This window comes from Microbacterium wangyouchuni (assembly GCF_054072595.1).
Window position 1 is genome coordinate 185,431 of sequence record NZ_JBSVRM010000002.1, and the last position, 23,705, is coordinate 209,135.

Annotated in this window: 20 protein-coding genes and 2 riboswitches; of the genes, 13 read left to right on the plus strand and 7 right to left on the minus strand. The window is 65.3% G+C overall.

The window, feature by feature from the left end; all coding sequences use genetic code 11:
• Window positions 1-51: 51 nt before the first annotated feature.
• The 5 genes from ACW5CM_RS03645 to ACW5CM_RS03665 all read left to right on the plus strand — a co-directional run bounded on the left by ACW5CM_RS03645 (window position 52) and on the right by ACW5CM_RS03665 (window position 5,529).
• On the plus strand, window positions 52-1,266 hold the full coding sequence (locus tag ACW5CM_RS03645; protein WP_438253416.1) for an ROK family transcriptional regulator: 1,215 nt from the start codon (window positions 52-54) through the stop codon (window positions 1,264-1,266).
• A 47-nt stretch (window positions 1,267-1,313) separates the two neighbouring features.
• On the plus strand, window positions 1,314-2,156 hold the full coding sequence (locus ACW5CM_RS03650) for an ABC transporter permease (protein ID WP_438253417.1): 843 nt from the start codon (window positions 1,314-1,316) through the stop codon (window positions 2,154-2,156).
• Window positions 2,153-2,959, plus strand: coding sequence for an ABC transporter ATP-binding protein (locus ACW5CM_RS03655; RefSeq protein WP_457124208.1), 807 nt, complete (start codon window positions 2,153-2,155; stop codon window positions 2,957-2,959). Before ACW5CM_RS03650 ends, ACW5CM_RS03655 begins: the two co-directional genes overlap by 4 nt.
• Before the next feature lie 24 nt (window positions 2,960-2,983).
• A complete protein-coding gene (locus ACW5CM_RS03660) occupies window positions 2,984-4,009 on the plus strand; it encodes an aliphatic sulfonate ABC transporter substrate-binding protein (protein WP_457124209.1) in 1,026 nt (341 codons plus the stop codon).
• A gap of 83 nt (window positions 4,010-4,092) precedes the next feature.
• Complete coding sequence (locus ACW5CM_RS03665; protein ID WP_457124210.1) at window positions 4,093-5,529, plus strand: sulfatase family protein; 1,437 nt, start codon at window positions 4,093-4,095, stop codon at window positions 5,527-5,529.
• A gap of 11 nt (window positions 5,530-5,540) precedes the next feature.
• Here the strand turns inward: ACW5CM_RS03665 and ACW5CM_RS03670 are convergent, their stop codons facing one another.
• The 7 genes from ACW5CM_RS03670 to ACW5CM_RS03700 form a co-directional block, all read right to left on the minus strand.
• Window positions 5,541-6,350 carry an SDR family NAD(P)-dependent oxidoreductase gene (locus tag ACW5CM_RS03670; protein WP_457124211.1) on the minus strand — a complete coding sequence of 270 codons (810 nt, stop codon included), beginning with the start codon at window positions 6,348-6,350 and terminating at the stop codon, window positions 5,541-5,543.
• Window positions 6,347-7,297, minus strand: coding sequence for a glycosyltransferase family 2 protein (locus ACW5CM_RS03675; RefSeq protein WP_457124212.1), 951 nt, complete (start codon window positions 7,295-7,297; stop codon window positions 6,347-6,349). Before ACW5CM_RS03675 ends, ACW5CM_RS03670 begins: the two co-directional genes overlap by 4 nt.
• Window positions 7,298-7,411: 114 nt before the next feature.
• Window positions 7,412-8,554 carry a cysteine desulfurase family protein gene (locus ACW5CM_RS03680; RefSeq protein WP_457124213.1) on the minus strand — a complete coding sequence of 381 codons (1,143 nt, stop codon included), beginning with the start codon at window positions 8,552-8,554 and terminating at the stop codon, window positions 7,412-7,414.
• Between the two features lie 16 nt (window positions 8,555-8,570).
• Entirely contained in the window at window positions 8,571-9,422 is an 852-nt protein-coding gene (gene nadC / locus ACW5CM_RS03685) for a carboxylating nicotinate-nucleotide diphosphorylase (protein WP_457124214.1), read from the minus strand.
• Window positions 9,422-10,936: an L-aspartate oxidase gene (gene nadB / locus ACW5CM_RS03690; protein ID WP_457124215.1), complete on the minus strand. Its 1,515-nt coding sequence runs from the start codon at window positions 10,934-10,936 to the stop codon at window positions 9,422-9,424. Before nadB ends, nadC begins: the two co-directional genes overlap by 1 nt.
• Window positions 10,933-12,240, minus strand: coding sequence for a quinolinate synthase NadA (nadA, locus tag ACW5CM_RS03695; protein WP_438253426.1), 1,308 nt, complete (start codon window positions 12,238-12,240; stop codon window positions 10,933-10,935). Before nadA ends, nadB begins: the two co-directional genes overlap by 4 nt.
• A 107-nt stretch (window positions 12,241-12,347) precedes the next feature.
• A complete protein-coding gene (locus ACW5CM_RS03700; RefSeq protein WP_438253427.1) occupies window positions 12,348-13,013 on the minus strand; it encodes an NUDIX hydrolase in 666 nt (221 codons plus the stop codon).
• 94 nt (window positions 13,014-13,107) lie between these two features.
• Window positions 13,108-13,203: riboswitch (glycine riboswitch) on the plus strand.
• Window positions 13,204-13,311, plus strand: a riboswitch (glycine riboswitch).
• Between the two features lie 54 nt (window positions 13,312-13,365).
• Here ACW5CM_RS03700 and gcvT point away from each other — a divergent pair.
• From gcvT to ACW5CM_RS03740, 8 genes are all read left to right on the plus strand, one after another.
• Window positions 13,366-14,472, plus strand: coding sequence for a glycine cleavage system aminomethyltransferase GcvT (gene gcvT / locus ACW5CM_RS03705; RefSeq protein WP_457124216.1), 1,107 nt, complete (start codon window positions 13,366-13,368; stop codon window positions 14,470-14,472).
• Window positions 14,469-14,846 (plus strand): glycine cleavage system protein GcvH, encoded by a 378-nt coding sequence (gene gcvH, locus ACW5CM_RS03710; RefSeq protein WP_438253429.1) that lies wholly within the window; start codon window positions 14,469-14,471, stop codon window positions 14,844-14,846. Before gcvT ends, gcvH begins: the two co-directional genes overlap by 4 nt.
• Window positions 14,847-14,907: 61 nt before the next feature.
• Entirely contained in the window at window positions 14,908-17,727 is a 2,820-nt protein-coding gene (gcvP, locus tag ACW5CM_RS03715; RefSeq protein ID WP_457124357.1) for an aminomethyl-transferring glycine dehydrogenase, read from the plus strand.
• 184 nt (window positions 17,728-17,911) lie between these two features.
• On the plus strand, window positions 17,912-19,546 hold the full coding sequence (locus tag ACW5CM_RS03720) for a peptide ABC transporter substrate-binding protein (protein ID WP_457124217.1): 1,635 nt from the start codon (window positions 17,912-17,914) through the stop codon (window positions 19,544-19,546).
• Between the two features lie 76 nt (window positions 19,547-19,622).
• Window positions 19,623-20,555 carry an ABC transporter permease gene (locus tag ACW5CM_RS03725; RefSeq protein WP_438253431.1) on the plus strand — a complete coding sequence of 311 codons (933 nt, stop codon included), beginning with the start codon at window positions 19,623-19,625 and terminating at the stop codon, window positions 20,553-20,555.
• Complete coding sequence (locus ACW5CM_RS03730) at window positions 20,542-21,486, plus strand: ABC transporter permease (RefSeq protein ID WP_438253432.1); 945 nt, start codon at window positions 20,542-20,544, stop codon at window positions 21,484-21,486. Before ACW5CM_RS03725 ends, ACW5CM_RS03730 begins: the two co-directional genes overlap by 14 nt.
• On the plus strand, window positions 21,483-23,129 hold the full coding sequence (locus ACW5CM_RS03735; protein WP_438253433.1) for a dipeptide ABC transporter ATP-binding protein: 1,647 nt from the start codon (window positions 21,483-21,485) through the stop codon (window positions 23,127-23,129). The genes ACW5CM_RS03730 and ACW5CM_RS03735 overlap by 4 nt, the downstream gene beginning before the upstream one ends.
• Window positions 23,126-23,683 (plus strand): PH domain-containing protein, encoded by a 558-nt coding sequence (locus ACW5CM_RS03740; RefSeq protein ID WP_457124218.1) that lies wholly within the window; start codon window positions 23,126-23,128, stop codon window positions 23,681-23,683. The genes ACW5CM_RS03735 and ACW5CM_RS03740 overlap by 4 nt, the downstream gene beginning before the upstream one ends.
• Window positions 23,684-23,705: the final 22 nt, after the last annotated feature.

Sequence of the window (23,705 nt, forward strand, 5' to 3'; positions counted from 1 at the left end):
AATTATGTCGGAGGGTTGATGGAAAAAATCGCGGGTTCTACTGTTGTCCCCATGTCAACGCCGATCGGAGTGCAAGCACTCGTCCGCAGAACCCACGAGGATCGGGTTCTGCAGGCGTTGCGCGAGCACGGCTCGCTGACACGAACGGAGCTGGCAGCGTACATCGGGCTGTCACGGACCACACTGTCCGAGATCACATCGAGCCTGCTGCGGCGCCGTGTCATCTCGAGCCTTCCGCCTCGGGAAGCCGCGGTCGGTCGCGGACGCCCGGCAAATAAGCTGCGTCTGGATCCGTCCGCAGGTCAGTACATCGGCGTCGACTTTCGGCACAGCCTGGTTCGCGTCGCCGTCGCCAATGCCGCACGTGAACTTATCGCCTCCGACTCCGCCGAATACGACAGCTCCTCGCGCTGGGAAACGCGCATCGAAGCGGCTTTTGCGCTGATCGAATCAATGAGCGCGGAAGCCGATATCCACCTGGACGGTGTGCTCGGCATCGCCGTCGGTCTGCCGGGACCATTCTCCTCGCGGGTGCCGCACGACGAAGACGAACCCCTCGACCGTGCTCGCCACGTCGGTGCCGACCTCGTGCGCCGGTCCTTCTCTGAGCGGTTCGCCGCCGATGTGCTGCTCGACAACAACACACGCCTTGCCGCGCTCGCCGAAGCCACCTGGCACACTGCCGGCGCTGTCGGCCATCTGCTCTACCTGCGGTTGTCTTTCGGCATCGGTGGTGGCCTCATCATCGACGGCCGACTGGTCTCCGGATCGACGGGGATCTCCGGCGAGTTTGGGCATATGACCGTCAACGGCGTCAGCACGCTGTGCCGCTGCGGTAAGCGCGGATGCCTGGAGACCGTCGCATCCATCGACGCCATCCTCGAACGCTGCCGGACCGCGGGCGCCGCGGTAACGACGCTCGCCGACATGCAGGTCGCAGCTGAGCATGGTGACCCGATCGTGCTCGGAGTCATCCGCGAGACCGGTGTCGCTGTCGGACAGGTGCTCGGCGGGCTGGCCGTCGCACTCAACCCGGCGGAGATCGTCGTCGGTGGAGAAGTGGCGATGATCTCGGATGCCCTCATCCAGCAGGTCGCAGAAACCGTCTCCTACGAACTGCTGCCGGTAGGCGGACGCGGCCCGCGCGTGCGCCGAACTGCGCTCGGCGACGAAGGTGGCGCGATCGGCGGCATCGTCGCGCTGCTCCGGCGCACTCCCGTGCTCAGCGGCTACCCCTCCGGCTCGACGCAGCCGCAATCGACATGACCCGAAGGACGACTGATGAACACCGTACGACGATCAGGACCGAGCCGGTGAGCGCCGTAAGCACCACTGCGCCGCCGGAGACAGCGACCTCGACCCTGGCAACAGGATCCACGGGCGACGGACCCCAGCGCCGGCGCCGCACGAGAAAGCGCCGCTTCACCCTGGTACTCAGCACGGCCAGCGTCGTGCTGGGAGTCGGTCTGTGGTGGGTACTGTCGCTCGTCGGCTTCAACCTGCCGACGCCGCCGGCTGTGGCGGTCCGGGCCTGGGAGCTCACCGCCGACGGAACGCTGATCGCCGATATCGGTGCGAGCCTCACCCGCGTGCTCATCGGCTTCGCGCTGGGTACTGCCGTGGCGATTCCGGTCGGATTCCTGATGGGCTGGTACGTATCGGCGCGCGCCGTGATCGAGCCGTGGATCCAGTTCTTCCGCACGATCCCGCCGCTGGCGATCATTCCCCTCGCGATCGTGCTGTTGGGAATCGGTGAAGAGCCGAAGATTCTCGTCATCTTCCTGGCGGCCTTCTTCTCCTGCGTGATCTCGACCTTCCAGGGCGTCGTCGACGTCGACAAGACACTCATCAACGCCGCCCGCGTTCTGGGGGCCAAGGACGGCACGATCTTCGTGCGCGTCGTGGTGCCGGCATCCGTGCCCTTCATCCTCGTCGGCATGCGCGTCGGCCTCGGTGCCTCCTGGGCGACCCTGGTCGCCGCCGAGCTCATCGCCGCGCAGCAGGGCTTGGGATATCGGATGCAGTACGCACAGCTGTACTACGAGATCGAGACGATATTCGTCGGCCTCATCGTGATCGGCGTGCTCGGTCTAGTGATGGACCGACTGCTGCTGCTCGCTGAACGCCGACTCACAGGATGGCAGGAACGCCGATGAACTCGAACACGCAAACCGCCCGCATCAGCGTTCGCGGTGTCACCAAGACCTTCGACCTCAAGGGCGACACCTTCGTCGCGCTCGACAACGTGTCGCTCGACGTCGCCGACAACGAGTTCGTCACCGTCGTCGGCCCCAGCGGCTGCGGCAAATCCACGCTGATGAACATCCTTGCCGGGCTCGACATGCCCACCAGCGGCGAGGCACTCGTCGATGGCGAAGCCGTGGCGGGTCCCGGACCCGAACGCGGTGTGATCTTCCAGCAGTACGCGTTATTTCCCTGGTTGACGGTGCGCAAGAACGTCGAGTTCGGACTCAAGACCGCCGGAATGAACGCGGTCGACCGCCGGGCCAAGGCCGATCACTTCATCGAGATGGTCGGGCTGACTGACTTCGCCGATGCACTGCCGAAAATGCTCTCCGGAGGCATGAAGCAGCGTTGTGCCATCGCGCGTGCCTACGCGGTGGATCCCAGCATCCTGCTCATGGATGAGCCCTTCGGCGCGCTCGATGCGCTCACCAGAGTGAAGCTGCAAGAGCAGCTGCTGCAGACGTGGAGCCAGGAGAAGCGCACTGTCATGTTCATCACGCACGACGTCGACGAGGCCGTGTTCCTCGCCAACCGTGTGGTCGTGATGGCAGCACGCCCTGGCCGCATCTACGAGGTCATCGATGTCGATCTGCCCTATCCGCGTACCGAAGAGATGCGATTGAGCGCGGAATTCACCGAACTGCGCAATCGCGTCTGGAGCGCCGTCTACCACCAGAACCCCGGCCACCGGGCCACAGCCGCCGTCGCCTGACGGCCCCAACCCAGAGGAAAACCCATGACACGCATTCTGCGCCGGCGCGGCATTGCTGCCGCTGCCTTGATTGCTGCCGCGACTCTCGCCTTTACCGGCTGCGCGAGCAGTAGCCCCGCCGCCGAGGGTGAATCCGCCCCCGAAGCGGTGGAGTTCCCGAAAGTCCGCGTCGGCTACATCGCTGACTTCAACGGTGCGAGCCTGCTCGCGATCGCCGACGAGCAGGGCCTGTGGGAGGAACACGGGCTCGAGGTCGAGACGCCCGTGTTCACCAATGGCCCGCTCCAGATCCAGGCGCTGGGCACGGACAACCTCGACTTCGGATACATCGGACCCGGTGCCATGTGGCTGCCAGCATCCGGTGAAGCGCAGGTCGCGATGATCAACAGCCTCGGAAACGCCGATCGTGTGATCGCTCAGCCCGGAATCACCTCGGTCGAGGACCTCAAGGGCAAGAAAGTCGCCGTTCCCGAAGGAACGTCGGGTGACATGATCCTGACGATGGCGCTCAAAAATGCCGGAATGACCATCGATGATGTCGAGAAGGTCGCCATGGATCCGGCCACCGTCGTATCGGCGTTCGCGTCCGGTCAGGTCGACGCCGCCGGTATCTGGTTCCCGCTGATCGACACGATCCAGGAGCAGGTGCCGGACCTGGAGATCCTCGCCGAGAACGAGGACTTCGCCGACCAGGTCGCATTCCCCAGTGCCATCGTCGCAAACCCGAAGTTCACCGAGGCACACCCGGAGGCGACCGAGGCCGTGCTGGCCGTGCTGCGCGATGCCATGGACTTCCGCGTCGCGAACCTCGACGAGACGATCGAGATCACCGCCGCGATGCTCAAGGGTGATGCGGATGCATTCGCTTCGGATGCTGCCAACGCCAAGTACCTGACCTCGTCCGAGCTTGACGACCTCACCGCGGACGGCACAGTGGCTACCTGGCTCACGAGCTTGAATGAGTACTTCGTCTCGGCGGATAAGCTCGAAGACGCCACTGACGCCTCGACCTACTACCTGGGTGACGCGTTCGTCGCCGCAGGCAAGTAGAACTTTCTTCATCCTTGCCCTGCCGGCCGTGGCGATCACGCGCTGGCAGGGCACCCCCCCGCATTGCCGAACGATTGAGCTGTATGAACACCGCATCCAAGCGCCCCAACATCGTCCTGATCCTCACGGACGACCACGCCTCGCACGCCATCAGCGCGTACGGATCGGCAGTGAACTCCACACCGCGCATCGACGAGATCGCCCAGGCCGGGGTGCGACTGGACAACTGTTTCTGCACGAACGCGCTGTGCACTCCCAGCCGCGCATCGATCCTCACTGGCACGTACAGCCACATCAACGGCGTGACGACTCTGCACACACCGATCGACGCCAGCCAGCCGACGTTCATCTCACAGCTGCGCGAGGCAGGCTACCGCACCGCCGTCGTCGGAAAATGGCACATGGGCGAGGGGGAGGGGCACGACCCGCAGGGCTTTGACTACTGGGCCGTGCTGCGAAACCAGGGGGAGTACTTCGACCCGCAGATCCTCACCGAGGACGGCATCCGCATCGAACCCGGCTACGCCACCGATGTGCTCACCGACCTCGCCCTCGCCTGGCTCGATAAGCAGGAGGGGGACGAGCCCTGGTGTCTGTTGTTGCACCACAAAGCCCCGCACCGCCCGTGGGAGCCGGATGAGAAGCACAAGGGCATGTACAGCGACCCGATCCCGTTGCCGGCAACGTTCGACGACGACTACGCGACGCGGTCATCTGCCGCGCACCGCGCAGCTATGCGCATCGCCGACCACCTCACACTCACCGACCTCAAGGTCGCCCCACCCGAGGGGCTGACTTACGAGCAGGCGGCCGTGTGGAAGTACCAGCGCTACATGGAGGACTACCTCGCGTGCGTGGCATCCGTCGACGACAACGTCGGGCGCGTCATCGACTGGCTGCGCGACAGGGAGCAGTTCGACGACACGCTGCTGATGTACACCTCAGATCAGGGCTTCTTCCTCGGCGATCACGGCTGGTTCGACAAGCGGTTCATGTACGACGAATCGTTGCGGATGCCGCTCGTGATGAGCTACCCCGCGCGCATCCCGGTGCGGGAGCAACCGGTGGAGCAGATCGTCACGAACGTCGACTTTGCCCAGACGATCCTCGATTTCGCCGGCGTCGACGCGCTTGACCGGATGCAGGGGGTCAGCATCGTCCCGCAGTTGACCGACGACCCCGAACGCCCGACGCGCGAGGCGATGTACTACCGGTACTTCGAGAACGACGACGTCGACCACCACGCGCTCGCGCACTACGGCATCCGCACCGAACGCCACAAGCTCATCTACTTCTACAACGACGGTCTCGGCCTTCCCGGGGCATCACCGCACTCGTACCCACCGGAGTGGGAGATGTACGATCTCGAGGCCGACCCGGAAGAGCTCAACAACGTCTACCTCGACCCTGCTTACGCCGAGCTGCGCGAGCAGCTGAAAGTGCAGCTGTGGCGGCTGCAGGCACAGCTCGGCGATACCCCGCACCACTCCCAGCCGGTGCCAGCAGGTATCGCAGGCTGAGCGGCGTGCGCTCAGTGCGCTGACAGGCCGCCGTCGACGAACAGCGAGTGGCCGGTGACATATGCCGCCGCGGCGCTGGCGAGGAACACCGCGGCGCCGGCGAAGTCGCCCGGCACCGAGTTGCGGCCGATCAGCGTACGAGCGGCCAGCTGCTCAACCTGCTGGGGGTCCTCCTGCAGGCGAGCGTTCAGCGGGGTGAGCACGAAGCCCGGAACCAGCGTATTGCTGGTGATGCCGCGGTCGCCCCACGCTTCGGCCTCCGAGCGCATGAGGGACTCCACGGCGCCCTTGGAGACACCGTAGACACCGCTTCCGACGAACGCTCGATGCGCTTGCTGCGAGCTGATGTGGATGAGACGGCCGAACCCGCGCTCGGCCATGCCCGCTGCGTAGCGCTGGCCGAGCAGGAACGGCGCCAGCGCATTCACCGTCATGGTGGCATCCCAGTCGGCCTGGGTGATCTGCGCGAAGGGCGGGCGGATGTTGATTCCGGCCGAGTTCACGAGGATGTCCGGCTCGCCGAATGGTTCGGCGGCAGCCTCAGCAGCCGAGAGGATGCCGTCACGCGTACTCAGATCTCCGACGACGCCCGCAGCCCGACACCCGGCATCCGACAGTTCGCGCACTGTCTCAGCGATGCGCTCGCTGCCCCGCGCGACGATGACGACGGCCGCGCCGGCGCGGCCGAGCGCGAGTGCGATGCCGCGACCGATTCCGGAGCTGCCTCCGGTGATGACCGCGGTGCGGTTTCGAAGGGAGAAGAGTTCAGCGAGGTAGTCGTCCACAGGGTTCCAATCAGAGGGCAGTGCGGGGTGCGTCACCAGGCGAGCGCGGCCGTGATGTTCGGATCGGGGTGAGCGTCGGCGAACTCCGGCAAGTCGTGCAGCTCGTGCAGGAACGCGGTCACCTCAGCCCCGTAGGCGGGGTCCGGGTGCGTGCTGGCGATCGCCTGAAGCGGCGGCAGATCCATGGCGAGGATGAGCTCGAGTCTGGCGCTGACTGCCGCCGTTGCCCCGGCCTCATGCAGCACACGGATGCCGCCGCGCAGCGCCGCCAGATAATCCCGCAGCACCGGCAGCTGTGACTTGCCCTGGGTGATGGACGTGCCATCGGCACGCAGCCGCCAGTGCACCACAACATCCGGGATGACATCGAACGTCGCGGCGCGGGTATACATCTGCTGCGCCACGATCTGGTCCTCGTAGGCGACACCTTCGGGAAAGCGCATCTGTGACCAGAAGTCCGCACGGCTGATCTTTGACCAGGCGACGATGTTCGCCGAAGCGCGCGGATGCTCGAGGATCGTTGTGCGCAGACGAGCCGGGTCGGTAGCGGACGCAGTCCAAGGCTGCACGCGTCCCGGAACGTAGGCACGCCCCTGTGGCCGTGAGCGCACGTAGGCGCCGGCCACGAAGTCGCTGCCTGTTTCGGCCAGAGTACCGGTGAGACGGGCAAGCGCTGTGGGGGTGAGTTCGTCATCTGCGTCGAGGAAGCCCAGCAACGGTGTGTCGACCAGGTCGAGGCCGGCGTTGCGGGCGGCGCCCAAGCCCCGGGATGTCTCGTGTCGGACGACCGTGAGCCGGTCGTCCTCGGTGGCGGCGTGCTCGAAGATCGCGCCGGTGGTGTCTGTTGAACCATCGTCGATGAGGATGGCGCGCCAGCGCGGCTCGGTCTGCGCCTGCAATGAGGCGATCGCCGCCGGAGCGTAGGCGTCGATGTTTCGGCCGGGGACGATCAACGTCACGATCGGGGCGGAGGTGTTCGTCACGTTCCGAGTTTATGGTCCCTCCTCTGTGCACAACTCCTGAAGAATTCGCGACAGCTGTTCGGCGGGGCCGGAAAGACGCGGCTCCGGTCCGGCATGCGGGCCAGTTTTCAGGAGTTATGAACCGGTGGCGACGGTGGCGACAGCCGCGGCAACCAGGTGTGCGAGCTGAGCCGGGGCCGCATCGGCCAGCGGTGCACGCCCGAAGGTGAAGCGCACGGATGTCTGCGCCACCTCGGCCGGCACGCCGCAGGCCAGCAGCACGTGCGACGGCTCGTCGCTGTCTGCCGCACAGGCCGAGCCGCTGGAGGAGATCACGCCGCGGCGCTCAAGCTCCAGCAGTACCGCCTCGCCGCTGGTCCCGGCGAAAGTGAAGCTCGCGGACCCCGGCAGTCGGTGCACTGGGTCGCCGGTGAGTGCAGCCTGCGGAACCTCCGCGAGGACGGCAGCGATGAGGCGGGCGGTCTGCTCGCCGATGCGTGTGGATGCTGCCAAGCGTTCTGCCTCGGCCAACTCCAGTGCGACGGCCAGGCCCACGGCGCCGGCGACGTTCTGGGTTCCCGAGCGATGCCCGCGCTCCTGCCCGCCGCCGTGCAGCAACGGCTCCAGCGGGATGCGTGCACGCACACCGAGCGCGCCGATGCCTTTGGGGGCGCCGATTTTGTGTCCGGCGATGGACATCGCAGCAGCACCCAGATCGCCGAGCGGCAGCCATCCGGCCGACTGCACGGCATCCACGTGCAGCGGCACTCCGGCGGCCGTGGCCACAGCGGCAAGAGCGGCAACAGGCTGCACCGTCCCGATCTCATTGTTCGCGTGACCCAGCGAGACGAGAGCCGTGTCTTCGCGCAGCGCTTCGGCCAGCGCGTCCGGGGTGAGCCGGCCCGTATCCATCACAGGAACGCAGGTCACCTCGACGGCATGAAAACGCCGCAGATACTCGACGGACTCCAGAATCGACTCGTGCTCGATTGACGTCGTCACAATGTGGCGGCGTCCGCGAGCCAGGGCGGAAAGGACGATGCCCTTCACCGCGAGATTGTTCGCTTCGGTACCGCCGGAGGTGAAGATCACATCGCCCGCGCGCATACCCAGAATTCGTGCGATGCGTGCTCTGGCATCCTCCAGCGCGCTCGCCGCAGCTTCGCCGGCGGTGTGATGACTGGACGGGTTGCCGAACACACCGGTGAGATAGGGGCGCATAGCCTCGAGCACCTCCGAGCGCACCGGAGATGTCGCAGCATGATCGAGATAGAGCATCAGACGAGACCGCCGATCAGGCGATGCGCACATCCAGACCGAGATCCAATGCGCGGGCGGAGTGGGTGAGCGCGCCGACGGAGATGACATCGACACCGGTTTCAGCGATGGCCCGCACGGTGTCGAGGTTCACACCACCGGATGCTTCGACCGTCGCCCGCTCGCCGATCAGTTCGACCCCGGCGTGCAGATCGTCGAGGGAGAAGTTATCAAGCAACACGGTGTGTGCCCCGCCGTCGAGGACCGCGTCGACCTGATCGAGGCGATCCACTTCGACCACGACGTGTGTGGTGTGCGGCAACCGCGACAGCGCTTCGCGCAGTGCGGTGGCCAGGTCTACGCCGGAGCGCTGCAGAACGGCGAGGTGGTTGTCCTTGGCCATCACAGCATCCGAAAGTGAATAGCGATGATTGCTGCCGCCGCCGGAGACCACCGCCTGCCGCTCGAAGGCGCGCAAGCCCGGCGTCGTCTTGCGGGTATCGGCGATGCGGACGCCAGTTCCGGCGACGGCCTGGACGTACTGCGCAGTCAGCGTTGCGATGCCGCTCATCCGCTGGGTGAAGTTCAGCGCGACGCGTTCGGCGGTCAGGATGCTGCGGGCCGAACCTGAAACGGACGCGAGCACATCGCCCGGTGCGAAGACGTCACCGTCGCCGACGTGCACGTCGACCTCGAGTGTCGGATCGGTGAGGGCGAATGCAGCCGCGAACACGTCGCCGCCGCTGAAGGCGCCGGGTTCGCGGGCAACGAGGTCGGCAGCTGCCGTGGCGTCGGCGGGCAGCAGCGCCATGCTGGTGATGTCACCCCAGGGGGCGTCCTCTTCGAGGGCTGCGCCGACGATGCGGGTGAGAGTGGCGGCAGTGAGCATCAGGCTCCGATCAGAGCGGGTTCGCGGGAGAGCTGGTGTGCGCCGACCGATTCGGTGCGAGCGAGAGCAGCGGATGCGGCGGCTTCGGCCACGGTGAGAAGGTTAGCGGTTTCGTAGTCGGCAACGGATGCCGGCGCCGGTGCTGCTGCGGCCCAGGATCGGATGCTGGTCAGCGCTTCGGCGAGGCCGTCCGGGGTACGAACGAGCCCGACCCGATCCCACATGAGTTCCTGCAGAAGGCCTCGCGAGTGCGCAAACCCTCCGCTCCGGTCGCAGTTCGTGTCGCTATTCGCGGGTTTTAGCGACGTGAACTGCGACCGGAGCGGGATGGAACGCGCGGAACGCGCGGCGGGCGCGGGCACGGCGGCGGCCGCGGCGGCGCGAGCAGCGAAGACCGCGGCCTCCAAGAGCGAGTTGGAAGCCAGACGATTGGCGCCGTGGACTCGGGTGCAGGCTGTCTCTCCCACGGCGAAGAGACCGGGGATGCTGGTGCGTCCGTCGAGATCCGTGCGGATGCCGCCCATCAGATAGTGCGCGGCCGGCGTCACCGGGATCGGCTCCCGGGCCCAGTCGAACCCGCGCTCGCGCGTTGACCGGTCGATCGTCGGAAAGCGCTGGGCGAGCCGCGGCGCACCGATCATGGTGGCATCCAGCCGGACGGGGGAGCGCTGCAACCCCGCCTGCCTCGCGATGGCCCCGGCCACCACATCGCGTGGCGCCATCTCACCGTCAGGGTGGCTGTCGAACACGAACCGCCGACCCTGGTCGTCGATCAGCGTCGCGCCTTCGCCGCGCACGGCTTCGGAGATGAGAAACGATCCGCCCGCGGCCAGCACCGTGGGGTGGAACTGTACGAACTCCAGGTCCGCCACAGCGGCGCCGGCACGGATGGCGGCGGCGATCCCATCGCCGGTCGCACCGAGCGGATTGGTCGTGTGCTGATACAGCTGTCCTCCGCCGCCGGTTGCCAGAATCACCGCATCCGCTGTGATGTCGAGCGTCACGCCGTGGTGCAGCATCCGGATGCCGCGCACAGCACCCTGCTCGACGAGGAGATCGAGCAGGAACGCATGCTCGACGATGTCGATGCCGCGATCGTGTACCTGCGCGATCAGTGCCCGGGAGATCTCGGCGCCGGTCGCATCGCCGCCGGCGTGCACGATGCGGGCGTGAGAATGGGCTGCTTCGCGCCCGAGTAGCAGCGTGCCATTGACGTCCCGGTCGAATGCGACACCGCGCGCGATCAATTCGGCGATGCGAGCCGATCCCTCGCCCACGAGCACAGCGACGGCCATCGCATCCGATAGTCCTGCACCGGCGTCGAGGGTGTCCGCGGCATGCTGCCGAGGCGAGTCACCGGGGCCGTAGATGCCGGCGACACCTCCCTGCGCAAGCGGGGTGCATCCGCCACCGAGTGCATCCTTCGTCACGAGCGTGACGGAGTGCCCGGACTGTTGCGCATGCAGCGCAGCGGTCAATCCCGCGATGCCGGATCCTGCGACAACGAGGTTCATCCGCGGGGCTTTGCGGCCAGCATCCGCTCGAGAGCCGTGCGTGCCGGATCTGCGACATCAGCGGCTACCTGAATGCGGTTCGGCGCGCGCCCGGCGACGAGCTCTTCCAGCACCCAGGCCAGATATCCGGGATGGATGCGATACATCGTCGAGCACGGGCAGACCACCGGATCCAGGCAGAAGATCTCATGCTGCGGATGCTGCGCTGCCAGGCGACGGACGAGGTTGATCTCGGTGCCGATCGCGAAGGTCGTCGGTTCTGTCGCACCGGCGATCGCGCGGCGAATGTAGTCGGTGGACCCGGCCTCATCGGCGGCGTCCACAACCTCCATCGGGCACTCCGGATGCACGATCACGCGCACATCAGGATGCTCGGCACGGGCCTGATCGATCTGCGCGACCGTGAATCGGCGGTGCACAGAGCAGAAGCCGTGCCACAGAATGACCTTCGACTCGACGAGCTCGCCGGCGCTGGAACCGCCGAGGGGACGACGCGGATTCCACATCGGCATCTGGTTAAGCGATACCCCCATGGCCTTCGCGGTGTTGCGTCCGAGATGCTGGTCGGGGAAGAACAGCACACGCTGCCCGCGTTCGAACGCCCACTCCAAGACGGTCTCCGCGTTGGAGGATGTGCACACGATTCCGCCGTGGCGTCCGACGAATCCCTTGATCGCAGCCGAGGAGTTCATATAGGTCACGGGGATCACCGGTACGCGACCGTCCGCGTCGACAGCATCCAGATCACCGAAGACATCGGCCAACTGCTCCCAGCAGTCCTCCACCTGATCGATGTCGGCCATGTCGGCCATGGAGCATCCGGCGGCGAGGTTCGGCAGGATCACGGCCTGGTCGGGGGTGGAGAGCAGGTCGGCCGTCTCGGCCATGAAGTGCACGCCGCAGAAGACGATTGCCTCAGCATTCGGATGCTCCAGCGCAGCGTTTGCGAGTTGGAAGGAGTCGCCGACATAGTCGGCGTGGCGCACGACCTCTTCGCGCTGGTAGAAGTGGCCGAGCACGACGACGCGGTCGCCCAGAGTCTGCTTGGCAGCGCGGATGCGCTCGTGAAGAGCTTCTTCGTCGGCTTCGCGATACTCGACGGGCAGCTCGCCCTGGCGGGGAGTGCCGGTCGGGATGACATCACCCATTGAGGAACCGGGACCATAGCCGGGGACGCTGTCGAACGTCCAGGGGGCGGCGGCCAGATCCGTGTTGCAGGTTTCATCCGTGGATGCGCCCGTGACGATCGCCTGGATCGCGTGATCGACAGAGGGATTGATCGTTCGGAGGTTGAGCGTGGGCATCGGGCGCCGCCTTCTGGTCACTTCGACACTTAGTGTGTGCGTTCACATTATGTCGAATCGACCTTAAGTGCAATCGCCGGAGTGCGAGGCAACGGGAACTGACGGGTTCAGTCCGCCGTGGCGAGTCGGAAAAGCCGAGCGGGGCGGTGCTTGCCGGTGCGGAACGATTCGGTTGGGATCAATTCGGCTGACCCCTCCAGCAGGCGACGGAAGTTCGACGGGTCCAGCCGGCGCCCGAGTACCGTCTCATACACCTCGCGCAGCTCCGTGAGGGTGAACTCATCAGGCAGCACTCCGGCGCCGATCCAGCTGTATCCGACCTTGTTCCGCAGTCGCCACAGGGCGTACTCGGCAATGCGGTTGTGGTCGAACGCGAGTTGCGGCATGGCGTCCACATCGAACCACTCCACGTTCTCCGGGGCATCCGCTCCCGCGCGCTGCGCGTCGACGAGGTCAGAACGAAGCAGTGCCCAGTACACGATCGAGATCGTCCGTGTGGGGGAACGGTCGACGTCACCGAACGTGTATAGCTGTTCGAGGTAGCTCGGCTTGAGGGCGGTTGTCTCGGCGAGGGTTCGAGATGCTGCGGCATCCAGATCTTCGGCGGGGTCCAGCCATCCTCCGGGCAGCGCCCAGGAGTCCCGGTACGGTTCGCGCGTGCGCCGGACCAGTGGCAGCATCAGTCGGTCTCCGTCGGTTCCGCCGCGGAGCGAGAAGATCACGGTCGAGACGGCGACGCGGATCGCGTCGGAGCTGCCGGTGGGTGAGGTCACGTCCTGAGTCTATGAGTGCGGGCACGCGGCAGTCATGCGTGCGATCGCTTCGGCCGAGGGGCGGTAGAGTGGGGGCATAACTGAAGACGGCCCCACGAAGCGTGCGGGAGAGCCCCGGTGAGTGCAGCCGGGCACCGAAGGAGCAAGCCTCCCCGCCAATCTCTCAGGTACCGCGTACCGCCCGCTTCCGGCCACTCTGAAAAGTGATGCTCCGCATCCGCCGACGGTGAAAGCCCCCGATTTGCTCCCTGAGCCTGTCGAAGGGTGAAACTCTCAGGCACATGACAGAGGGGGAGTTCTCGGATACCGTGCATTCCGTACGGCATCCTTCCGATCTATACGGGAGAACTCCATGACCCAGGCCCGATTCACCCCGCTTCGCGAGCGACATGAGTCGCTCGGCGCATCCTTCACCGACTTCGGCGGCTGGCAGATGCCGGTGCGCTATACCTCCGACCTCGCCGAGCATCATGCTGTGCGTCAGGCGGCCGGTCTGTTCGACATCTCGCATATGGCTGAGTTCACCGTCGGGGGACCGGATGCCGCGGCCTACCTCGACTACGCACTCGCCGGGCGGCTATCGACGATGACGATCGGTAAGGCGAAGTACTCGCTGCTGCTCGCCGAAAACGGCGGCATCATCGATGACGTCATCGTTTATCGCCTGGCCGAGAGTCGCTTCCTGATCATCTCGAATGCCGGAAACCGGGATGCCGTCGCCGCGGCGCTGCCCGCCCGCACTGGGGCCTTCGACGTCGCCGTCGAGGATCTGTCCGACTCCTACGCACTGCTCGCCATTCAGGGCCCTGCCTCCGAGAGGATCGTCGCCGAGGTCTCGGGAATCACCGAGCTCAGCATCCCGTGGGACGAGCAGAAGTACTACGCCTGGGCGTCAGCACGCTACAACGGGGAACCCCTCATCGTTGCCCGCACCGGATACACCGGTGAAGACGGCTTCGAACTGCTCGTCCGCAGCGAAGACGCCGTCGCGCTCTGGGACGCGGTGCTGGCAGCGGGCGAGGCCCACGGCATCGTTCCCGCTGGCCTCGCAGCCCGCGACACTCTGCGTCTCGAGGCGGGCATGCCGCTGTACGGGCATGAGCTGTCGCTTATGACGAAGCCTGCTCCAGTGGGGCTCGGACGCGTTGTGGCATCCGAGAAGGAAGCATTCGTCGGCAAGGACGCTGTCACCGCTGACGACGATGCGCGCGTGCTCGTCGGGCTCGCAGCCGAAGGCAAGCGTGCCGGTCGTGCCGGCTACGCCGTCGTCACCGAAGACGGCACTGCGCTCGGCGAAATCACCAGCGGCGCGCTCAGCCCGACGCTCGGGCATCCGATCGCCATGGCATTCATCGATCCCTCATCAGCTGAAGAGGGCACCGCCGTTTTCCTCGACATCCGAGGAAAGAAGATTCCCGCAACCGTTACCGCCCTGCCTTTCTACCGGAGGAAGAAATGACCGATCTCACCGCACTCAAGTACACCGAAGAGCACGAATGGCTCGCTGTTGACGGCACGACGGTGACCATTGGCATCACCGACTACGCCGCGGAGAAGCTGGGCGACGTGGTGTTCGTCGAGCTGCCCGACGTCGGCACCGAACTCGAAGCGGGTACGGTCGTCGGCGAGGTCGAATCGACCAAGTCGGTGGGAGAAATCTACGCGCCTCTCGCCGGCACGGTCACCGAGGTTAACGAGGCGGTCGTCGATGACCCCTCCCTGGTCAACAGTGCCCCTTTCGAGGGCGGCTGGCTCATCAAGATGTCCGTTGCTGATGGCGCCGCAGACGCACTGCTGGACCGCGATGCCTACGTCGCACTGACGGAGGGTTGATTCCTTGAAGACCCGATTCTCCGATCGTCATATCGGGACGACAGCAGAGACCCAGCGAATCATGCTGGAAGCTCTCGGTGTTGCCGATGCTGATGCCCCCATCGATGCTCTGATGCGCAGCGCCGTTCCCGCATCGATCTTCTCGGACGCGTCCGGGACATCAGCGATTCCGCCGGCTGCCACGGAAGCGGAAGCACTCGCCGAACTGCGCGGCTTCGCATCTCGCAACAGGGTGAGCCGGTCGATGATCGGCCTCGGCTACTACGGCACGCTTACCCCGAGTGTGATTCAGCGGGGTGTCCTCGAGAATCCGTCCTGGTATACGGCGTACACGCCGTACCAGCCGGAGATCTCACAGGGCCGGCTGGAGGCGCTCATCAACTTCCAGACGATGGTCGCCGACCTCACCGGGCTGTCGACCGCCAACGCGTCGATGCTCGATGAATCCACGGCTGTCGCCGAGGGGATGCTGCTGGCACGGCGCGCCTCGAAGGCGAAGTCCAGCGTGTTCGTGGTCGACGCGGATGCGTTCCCGCAGACGAAGGCGCTGCTCGAGACCCGCGCTTCAGCGCTGGGCATCGAGCTCGTCGAACGCGACCTGGCTGGCGGAGAATCTCTGCCGGATGAACTGTTCGGCGTGTTCGTGCAGTACCCCGCAGCATCCGGCCGGGTCTGGGACCCGAGCGCCGTCATCGACGCCGCTCACGTCGCAGGCGGCCTCGCGGTCGTGGCAGCCGACCTGCTGGCGCTCACGCTGATCTCCTCGCCGGGCTCGCTCGGCGCGGACGTCGCGGTGGGCACCACGCAGCGATTCGGTGTGCCGATGGGCTTCGGCGGACCACACGCCGGCTACATGGCTGTGCGCTCAGGCCTCGAGCGCCAGCTTCCCGGTCGCCTCGTTGGTGTCTCGGTGGATGCCGATGGCAAGCCCGCGTACCGTCTCTCGCTGCAGACGCGCGAGCAGCATATTCGCCGCGAGAAGGCGACGAGCAACATCTGCACCGCGCAGGTGCTGCTGGCAGTCATGGCGGCGATGTACGCGGTTTATCACGGGCCGGACGGGCTGCGAGCGATTGCAGGCGAGGTCGCCGCGAAGGCATCCATGCTGCGCGACTGGGTGACGGACGCCGGCGCAGAGGTCGTGCACGACGCCTTCTTCGACACGCTGACCGTGCGCACCGCAGAAGCTACGACGATCGTTGCCCGTGCCCACGAGGAGCAGGGCATCCTGCTGTACCTCGTGGATGACACCACCATCGGAATCTCGGTCGACGAGACGACCACCGTCGCGGAGCTGCACCGTGTCGCCACTCTCTTCGGCGGCACCCAGGAGCGCACCTTCGGGTTCTTCGGAACCGGATCGCGCGGGGCACTTCCGGAGTCCCTGCAACGCACCGACGAGTACCTCACGCACCCCGTCTTCCACGTGCACCGCTCCGAGACCGCCATGATGCGGTATCTGAAGAGCCTCGCCGACCGTGACTACGCGCTCGATCGTGGCATGATCCCGCTGGGCTCGTGCACGATGAAGCTCAACGCTGCCACGGAGATGGCTGCGATCACCTGGCCAGAGTTCGCCGGCATCCACCCGTTCGCACCGGCATCCGATGTTGCGGGATATCTCGAGATGATCGACCAGCTGGAAGCCTGGCTGGCCGAGGTCACCGGGTACGACGCGGTCTCGCTGCAGCCGAACGCCGGCTCGCAGGGTGAGCTCGCCGGTCTCCTCGCGATCCGCAGCTACCACCTCGCGAACGGCGACGAGCATCGCACCGTTTGTCTGATCCCGTCATCCGCGCACGGCACCAACGCCGCCTCAGCAGTACTCGCGGGAATGAAGGTCGTCGTCGTCGCGTGCGATGAGATGGGCAACGTCGATCTCGATGATCTGCGCGCGAAGATCGCGGTCAATGCCGAGTCGATCGCAGCCCTGATGATCACCTACCCGTCCACGCACGGTGTGTACGAGCAGGACGTCGTCGAGATCACCTCCGCCGTGCACGACGCAGGCGGTCAGGTGTACGTCGACGGGGCGAACCTCAACGCCCTGCTCGGTTACGCGCGCTTCGGCGACCTCGGCGGGGATGTCTCGCATCTGAATTTGCACAAGACCTTCGCGATTCCGCACGGCGGTGGCGGTCCGGGTATCGGACCAGTCGCGGCCAAAGCCCATCTCGCGCCGTATCTGCCGTCGCACCCGCTCGCACAGCGCACCACGCATGCGGGCGGATACGAGTTCGGCGGTGGAGTGGTTTCGGGTGCGCCTTACGGTTCGGCGGGGATCCTGCCGATCTCGTGGTCGTACGTCCGGATGATGGGTGCTTCGGGCTTGCGCGATGCGACAGCGGCCGCCGTGCTGTCGGCGAACTACATCGCCGCACGCCTTGGCGAGCACTTCCCGGTGCTGTACACGGGAGAGAGCGGTCGGGTTGCCCACGAGTGCATCTTGGATCTTCGTCCGCTGAAGGAAGCCACCGGCATCACCGTCGACGACGTCGCCAAACGACTCATCGACTACGGCTTCCATGCACCGACCATGTCGTTCCCCGTGCCGGGCACCCTGATGGTGGAACCGACCGAGTCGGAGGATATCGTCGAGATCGATCGGTTCATCGAGGCGATGATCATGATCAAGCGCGAGGCGGATGCCGTGGCATCCGGTCGCTGGCCCGCAGAAGACAACCCGCTGGTGAACGCGCCGCACACCGCTGTCTCGCTGATCGCGGGGGAGTGGGACCACGCGTACACACGTGAGGATGCCGCCTACCCGGTGCCAGCGCTTGTGGCCGCCAAGTACTGGCCGCCGGTGCGCCGTATCGACCAGGCGTATGGCGATCGCAACCTGGTGTGCTCCTGCCCGCCGATCGAGGCGTTCGCCTAGATCTCATCGCGAGTGGTGACCTCCGAGCGAAGGTCACCACTCGTGCACGGGGCAGTCGAAGGGCACCAACTCAGTAACGGTTGATTAACAGACCTATCGTTCAGTCGACCGTGGGGTTAGCCTCGAGACATCTCGGTGCATTCGACGCAGAACGCGCCTGTAACTGTCCACAGGAGGGCACGCAATGAAGCGAAACAAGATCACTCTGGCGGGTGTGGGACTGCTTGCGGCGAGCGCCATGGCGCTCGCCGGCTGTGCAAGCAGTGGTGGGGATTCCGACACGGACGACTCGGGTGACAACGGCGGCGACGCAAGCGCCATCATCACAGTCAACGGTTCCGAGCCGCAGAACCCGCTGATCCCGACCAACACGAATGAGGTGGGTGGCGGCAAGATCCTCGACGCGATGTTCGCCGGACTCATCGGCTACGCAGCTGACGGTGCGGTCTTCAACGATGTGGCCGAGGAGATCACGGTCGAAGACCCGCAGCACCTCACGGTGAAGATCCGTGAGGGCCTCACCTTCACCGACGGTGAAGAGGTCACCGCCGATAACTTCATCCAAGCCTGGAACTACGGTGCTCTTGCCTCGAACGAGCAGCTGTCCAGCTACTTCTTCGAAGATATCGAGGGCTTCAGCTACGACGCCGACTCTGAACTGACCGGCTTGGAGCAGATCGACGACTACACGTTCACGATCGCGTTGAACAAGCCGGCCTCCGACTTCGCCCAGCGCCTGGGCTACTCGGCCTACTATCCGTTACCCGACGTGGCGTTCGAAGACATCGAGACGTTCGGTGAGAACCCGATCGGCAACGGCCCCTACATGCTTGACGGTGAAGGTGCCTGGCAGCATGACGTCGGCATCGACCTGGTCACGAACCCCGACTACGACGGTCCGCGCACCCCGGCCAACGGTGGCCTGAGCATCACGTTCTACGCCTCGCAGGACGCCGCCTACAACGACCTGCTGGCCGGTGAGCTCGACGTGCTCGACGCGATCCCCGACTCGGCGTTCGAGACCTTCGAATCCGACCTGGGCGACCGTGCCGTGAACCAGCCGGCAGCGATCTTCCAGTCGTTCACGATCCCTGATCGACTCGAGCATTTCGGTGGCGAAGAAGGAAACCTGCGTCGTCAGGCGCTGTCCATGTCGATCAACCGTGAGGAGATCACCGACGTCATCTTCCAGGGCACTCGCACGCCGGCCAGCGACTTCACATCGCCGGTCATCGACGGCTGGTCCGATTCGCTCGCAGGTGCTGAGGTACTGGAGTTCAACCCGGAGAAGGCAGTGGAGCTCTGGGCCCAGGCTGACGCCATCAGCCCCTGGAGCGGAGAGTTCCAGATCGCGTACAACGCTGACGGTGGCCACCAGGCCTGGGTCGATGCGACCGTAAACTCGATCAAGAACACTCTCGGCATCGAAGCATCGGGTGCTCCGTACCCGACCTTTGCTGAAGCGCGTGCGCTGATCACGGACCGTACGATCCAGACCGCGTTCCGCACCGGTTGGCAGGCCGACTACCCCGGTCTGTACAACTTCCTCGGGCCGCTCTACGCGACCAACGCTGGCTCCAACGACGGCGACTATTCCAGCGAGGAGTTCGATTCGCTGCTCGCAGAGGGCATCTCGGCAACGGATGCTGAGGAGGCCAACTCGCTGTTCCAGCAGGCGCAGGAAGTGCTGCTGAGAGACCTCCCGGCGCTGCCGCTGTGGTACTCGAACGTGGTCGGCGGCTACAGCGAAACCGTGGAGAACGTCCAGTTCGGCTGGAACTCGGTGCCACTGTACGAACAGATCACTAAGGTCGGCTGACACTGACAGGCGACGGGGCGGTGGTGTACCACCATCGCCTCGTCGCTTTGCGCCCGTACCCGAAGGGAGGTCGAGGGTGGCCTTTTACATCCTCAGACGGATCCTGCAGGCGATTCCGGTGTTCTTCGGCGCCACCCTGCTGATCTATTTCATGGTTTTCGCGATGCCCGGTGATCCCATCGCGGCGCTGTTCGGCGACCGACAGCCCAACCCGGCTGTTCTCGAGCGCCTGCGCGAGCATTATCACCTCGACGAGCCGTTCGTCGTGCAGTACTTCTACTACATCGCCGGCATCTTCCGACTCGATTTCGGAGTGAGTTTCTCCGGTCAGCCGGTCAGCGACATTCTGGCTCGCACGTTCCCCGTGACATTGCGGCTTGCCGTGATGGCAGTGGGCATCGCGTTCGTCCTGGCGATTGTCATCGGACTGTTCTCGGCGCTCGGCAAGGGCGGTATCTTCGACAACTCGATGCTCGTGCTCGCACTCGTCTTTGTCGCTGTGCCGATCTTCGTCCTCGCGTTCCTGGCGCAGTATTTCCTCGCAGTGCAACTCGGCTGGTTCAGACCTACGGTCGGCGGACGCAACGACTGGGGCGATCTGTGGCTACCGGCGATCGTGCTCGGGGTGAGCGTGTACGCCACGAGCATGCGGCTCACGCGCGCCTCGACGATCGAGACACTCAACCAGGACTGGGTTCGTACCGCGTACAGCAAGGGTCTCTCTAGAAATCGCGTCATTCCGGTGCATGTGCTCCGCAACTCGCTGATCCCGATGGTGACCGACCTGGGCACTGTCTTCGGCATCCTCATGGTGGGAGCGACGGTCACCGAGGGCATCTTCAATGTGCCCGGCGTCGGCAACACCCTGTACCAGGCCATCATCCGCGGAGAGAACCCGACGGTCGTCTCGTTCGTCACCGTGTTCGTCGTCGTATATGTGTTCATCAACATCGTCGTGGATCTGCTCTACGGCCTGCTCGACCCGAGGATTCGCTATGTCTCGACCTGATGCTTACCAGGAGCACTACGTCGCTCCCGTCGATACAACCTCTATCCCGGTGGATGTTGTTCGCATCGATGCCAAACGCAGTAACCTCTGGCTCGATGCCTGGCGCGATCTGCGGCGTCGGCCGGTTTTCTGGATCTCTGCCGCGTTCGTCCTGCTGGTGCTTGTCGTCTCCGTCTGGCCGTCGCTGTTCACCAATGTGGCGCCCAACAACGGCTGTTCGCTCGGCAGCAGCAACGGAGGGCCGGAGGCCGGGCATCCACTGGGCTTCACACGTCAAGGCTGCGATGTCTACTCGCGCATCATCTGGGGGACACGCACGTCGCTCATCGTCGGCGTGCTCGCAACCCTCATTAGCACGGTCATCGGCATGGTGATGGGTGCGTATGCGGGATTCTACGGCGGCTGGCTCGACTCGCTGCTCTCTCGTGTCGGCGACATCTTCTTCACGATTCCGTACATCATCGCCGCCATCGTCGTGATGTCGGTGATGCCGGTGCGCAACGAGCTCGTGCTTGCCTTCGCCATCGGCGGGTTCGCCTGGGCGTCGACGGCCCGGATCATGCGAGCGGAAGTGCTCCGCGTGAAGCAGGCGGACTTCGTCATGGGAGCAGAGGCTGTGGGACTCTCTCGCTTCCGCACGCTGCTCTCGCATGTGCTCCCGAATGCGATGGCGCCGGTCATCGTTGTCGCCACTCTCAGTCTGGGCGCCGCGATCGTCGCGGAGTCCGTTCTGTCGTTCCTGGGGGTCGGCCTCGGCGGCAGCACCATGTCGTGGGGCAACGACATCAGCCAGGCGCAGACCAGCATCCGAACTGCGCCGATGGCGCTGTTCTGGCCGTCTCTCGCGTTGACTCTGACGGTGCTGGCATTCATCACTCTCGGCGAGCTGCTTCGCGACGCCGTTGATCCGAAGGCGAGGGCTCGGCGATGAGCGCACCACTTCTGAGCATCCGCGACCTCACGGTTGCGTTCCGCAGTGGCAAACAGTCCAACGAAGTGCTGCACGGCGTGAGCTTCGACATCCTCGAGGGTGAGACGCTCGCGATCGTCGGTGAATCCGGGTCCGGAAAATCCACCACGGCGGCCGCGATCATTGATCTGCTCCCCGGAACCGGCGAAGTGACCGGCGGAAGCATCATGCTCGAGAACACCGACCTCACCCGCGTCCACCGTCGGCAGATGGAGAAGATTCGCGGACGCGAGATCGGCTACGTGCCGCAGGACCCGATGTCGAACCTCAACCCGGTCTGGTCGATCGGGTTCCAGGTCAAAGAGGCCGTCCGCGCGAACGGCCTGGCGCAGGGACGTAGACAAATCCACGATCGTGCGGTTGAAGTGCTCGTCCAGGCCGGTCTTGCGGACGCGGCCCGCCGCATGCATCAGTTCCCGCATCAGTTCTCCGGCGGTATGCGTCAGCGCGCGCTGATCGGCATCGGGCTGGCGGCCGATCCAAAGCTGCTGATCGCGGATGAACCCACCAGCGCACTCGATGTCACCGTGCAGAGGGTGATCCTCGATCACCTCGCCTCGCTGACCAGCGAGCGCGGCACCTCGGTGCTGCTGATCACCCACGACCTCGGGCTCGCCGCCGAGCGGGCGGACCGCATCCTCGTCATGAACCAGGGGGAGATCGTCGAGGCGGGCGTCAGCGTGGAGATCCTCACCAACCCGCAGCATCCGTACACGCAGAGACTGGTCGCCGCAGCCCCCAGCCTTGCATCCAAGCGCATCGGGATCACGGCACACAAAGAGTCGACGCCGGGGGAAACGGCGCCAGCCGTGGTCGAGGTCCAGAGTCTTGTCAAGGACTACTCGATCCGCACCGGGGGACTCCGGCACGAGCGCTTCCGTGCGGTTGATGACGTGTCCTTCTCCATTCCTCGTGGCAAGACGCTCGCGCTGGTGGGCGAATCCGGATCGGGAAAGTCGACCGTCGCGAAGATGCTGTTGCAGTTGGAAAAGCCCACGGATGGCGAGATCCTCATCGACGGACTCGCCACCAGCACGATGTCTCGCTCAGACATCTTCCATCTGCGACGCCGCATGCAGCCGGTGTTCCAGGACCCCTATGGTTCCCTTGACCCGCTGCGGAGCATCGGCCACGTCATCTCCGAACCCCTGCACGTGCACGGGATCGGCACCAAGGAAGAGCAGCACCAGCGGTCCCTCGATCTGCTGGAGCAGGTGGCGCTGCCACGGGAGCTCGCTTGGCGCTATCCGAGTGAGCTTTCCGGAGGCCAGCGACAGCGGGTGGCGATCGCTCGTGCGCTCGCGTTGAAGCCGGACATCATGGTGCTCGATGAGGCGGTGTCAGCGCTGGACGTGCTGGTGCAGGACCAGATTCTGCACCTGCTCTCGGACCTTCAGCGCGATCTCGGCCTGACCTATCTGTTCATCACGCATGATCTGGCGGTCGTGCGCGTTGCTGCAGATTTCGTGTGCGTCATGGAGCAGGGACAGATCGTGGAGCAGGGAACGGTGGATGAGATCTTCAGCAATCCGCGTGAGGAATACACCCGTCGTCTGCTGGAAGCGATTCCCGGGGCATCCTTGCCGCTGGGCGGCATCGGGTGAGAACGGCGATTCACCGCAAACGAGTGTTCCCGGCCACGGGGGCCGTCATCCTGTTGGCGATCTGCGCAGTGATCACTCTGGTGCTGCTCGCCGATGCCGCCATCCGTTCGGGCCTGGAGAACGCGGTGCTGCTGGCGCCCTGGCCGTTGCTCGTGCTCTGGGGCGTGTATGTGGTCGGCATCGCCTCCGGCATCAGTGCGGACAGCTTCGGGATGCGCGTGCAGAACTTCCTGCGCCGCACGAGCGCGCCCTGGTCGATGGTGAAGCGCATCGACATGCGGTGGCAGCTTGAGGTGACGTTCGCAGACGAGTCTGTGCTGCGGTGCTTCGGTGGTCCGACCCGCTCTCGTCCGCGCAGGCTGGGCCCGGAGCGGACACGGGAGGATGCCGGCCCGGAAGATGACGGCATCGCGATGCTGCGTCGTCTGCGAGCGGATGCCGTGGCCGGGGGAGTGCCCCGCAGCGGCATCAGCCGCAGCTGGGATATGCCGGCCCTCGCCGCGCTCATCGTGCTCGTGATCTGGGCGGTAGTCGCCGTTGCCGTCACCCGGTAGCGGGATTCGGCAGCGGGAAGGA

Coding starts and splice junctions, on each gene's coding strand:
- gcvP (WP_457124357.1), top strand. CDS start 14,908: ATGCTGGAAGCTCTCGGTGTTGCCGATGCTGATGCCCCCATCGATGCT.
- ACW5CM_RS03655 (WP_457124208.1), top strand. CDS start 2,153: ATGAACTCGAACACGCAAACCGCCCGCATCAGCGTTCGCGGTGTCACC.
- nadC (WP_457124214.1), bottom strand. CDS start 9,422: ATGCTCACTGCCGCCACTCTCACCCGCATCGTCGGCGCAGCCCTCGAA.
- nadA (WP_438253426.1), bottom strand. CDS start 12,240: ATGCCCACGCTCAACCTCCGAACGATCAATCCCTCTGTCGATCACGCG.
- gcvT (WP_457124216.1), top strand. CDS start 13,366: ATGACCCAGGCCCGATTCACCCCGCTTCGCGAGCGACATGAGTCGCTC.
- ACW5CM_RS03730 (WP_438253432.1), top strand. CDS start 20,542: ATGTCTCGACCTGATGCTTACCAGGAGCACTACGTCGCTCCCGTCGAT.
- ACW5CM_RS03720 (WP_457124217.1), top strand. CDS start 17,912: ATGAAGCGAAACAAGATCACTCTGGCGGGTGTGGGACTGCTTGCGGCG.
- ACW5CM_RS03680 (WP_457124213.1), bottom strand. CDS start 8,554: ATGCTCTATCTCGATCATGCTGCGACATCTCCGGTGCGCTCGGAGGTG.
- ACW5CM_RS03735 (WP_438253433.1), top strand. CDS start 21,483: ATGAGCGCACCACTTCTGAGCATCCGCGACCTCACGGTTGCGTTCCGC.
- ACW5CM_RS03645 (WP_438253416.1), top strand. CDS start 52: ATGTCAACGCCGATCGGAGTGCAAGCACTCGTCCGCAGAACCCACGAG.
- ACW5CM_RS03665 (WP_457124210.1), top strand. CDS start 4,093: ATGAACACCGCATCCAAGCGCCCCAACATCGTCCTGATCCTCACGGAC.
- ACW5CM_RS03660 (WP_457124209.1), top strand. CDS start 2,984: ATGACACGCATTCTGCGCCGGCGCGGCATTGCTGCCGCTGCCTTGATT.
- nadB (WP_457124215.1), bottom strand. CDS start 10,936: ATGAACCTCGTTGTCGCAGGATCCGGCATCGCGGGATTGACCGCTGCG.
- gcvH (WP_438253429.1), top strand. CDS start 14,469: ATGACCGATCTCACCGCACTCAAGTACACCGAAGAGCACGAATGGCTC.